An 889-nucleotide genomic window follows, 5' to 3' on the forward strand; every position below is an offset into this window, starting at 1 on the left:
TTTTTTCTTATCGATCAAGCAAGGATATACATTCAGTCTGATACCAGCTTGGGAAACTTCAATAGACTCTGGCAGATCGAAATCCCACGCTAATACCTCTTGTTCATTGCGCACTGAATCCTGAGCGTCTGCATCTGGCTTATCCTTTAAGTACTCATCAGCTTTCTCTACAACTTTAACGAGATCCCTTCCTTGAGTAATTAACTTTCCATTGTCATCAAGCACTCGGATATTCAAACGTAAATGATCATCGAGCAAATCAACATTCCACGCTTCAATAGGCACATTAACGCCTGTTAGATACTTTAGCTGCGCAGCCAAGCTTTCTAATAAGGGATCAGTACTGGATTCGACTTTTTCAAAGATTTTATTAACTGTATCCGGAACAGGTACAAAGTGTTTACGCAGTGTTCGAGGTAAATTCTTGATCAACTGCGTGCATTTTTCTTTAAGTAAACCAGGGACTAACTTCTCAAGGCGCGCGGCCGTAACCTGCCTTGCTGCGCGCGCTGGAACGTTAATACTGATCCCATCCTCCGCAGCTCCTGGTTTAAAGGAGTATGTTAAAGGAAACTTGATACCATTGTTTTCTAGGGTGTCTGGAAACATCCCAGCATCAAAGCTCGCGGCATTATCTAGTTTAAGTTGCTCTTCACTAAAGACAAGACGGAGCTTGTCATTCTCGCTTGCTTGGCGATACCATTTTTCGAGCGCAGCATCGCTCACAACATGTTTTGGCAGTAGGCCATCGTACAAGCTATATAGCGCCTCATCATCAATGACAACGTCCTTTCTTCGCGTACGATCTTCTATTTTTTCTAGCTCTTGCAAGGCAGCGTGATTGAGTTTGATCGCCTTTACACGCCCACGATATTCACCCTCCACTAAT

Annotated in this window: 1 protein-coding gene; it reads right to left on the bottom strand. The window is 43.5% G+C overall.

The features are described 5' to 3' along the window. On the bottom strand, positions 1-889 hold an 889-nt coding region (locus A3738_RS17965), incomplete at both ends, for a DUF3418 domain-containing protein (protein ID WP_156504322.1).

The organism is Oleiphilus sp. HI0066 (assembly GCF_001635725.1).